We start from the raw sequence: 576 nt of genomic DNA, 5'->3' as shown, positions 1-576 counted from the left end.
GCGCTGGCGGGGCTCCTACCCAAGGAGGTGGGGCTAAGGTCTTTGGCCACAAGGCGCAAAGGTCTGATGCGCTAGAACAGGCTGGAACAACAGCGCACTCTAATGACATGATTGGGACCTGCGCCGGGCGAATAGAGCGGCAGGCTTCTTCCCGTAATGGTCATTGGCTTCGGCCGGTGGCCTTTGGTGTGACCCGTCAGCCAGTTGGCACCGCAATTGCATGGAGCAGATATGTTGGGGGTGGGTGAGGGCCCGCCACTTCATCGCGAAACGACGGAGCGGGGTAAAGCAAAATGCGGATGCTTGTCGGGCCTGCCAAACGGGAAGGAACTTCTCGAACCATCTTCGATCGACCGTTGATTGATGGCGATGTCAAATCTCGAACAGGCGGCCCGGTGATATCGATTGAAGCCGAGGGCATTTACTCGGATGATTCAAAATACCGATACCTGATTGAATTTACGCTTGGCGAACTTGAGGCACTTATCGGAAAAAGCGGCCCGGCACTCGGGGCGGGTAGGCCAGTAAGCACCGGGCCTAACCGGCAGGGGCATCAAGATATAGCGGCGCCGGCTG

General features: G+C 57.8%; 1 protein-coding gene. It reads left to right on the top strand.

Annotation, left to right across the window (positions count from 1 at the left end; genetic code table 11):
- Positions 1-293: 293 nt before the first annotated feature.
- Positions 294-576 (top strand): hypothetical protein (locus AC1DYJ_RS31830; protein WP_477426407.1); only part of this gene is annotated, 283 nt, incomplete at its 3' end.

Source organism: Mesorhizobium sp. P2_B11, assembly GCF_056404855.1.
Note: the sequence above shows the minus strand (reverse complement) of the source record. Positions and strands in the feature narration are given on the sequence as shown.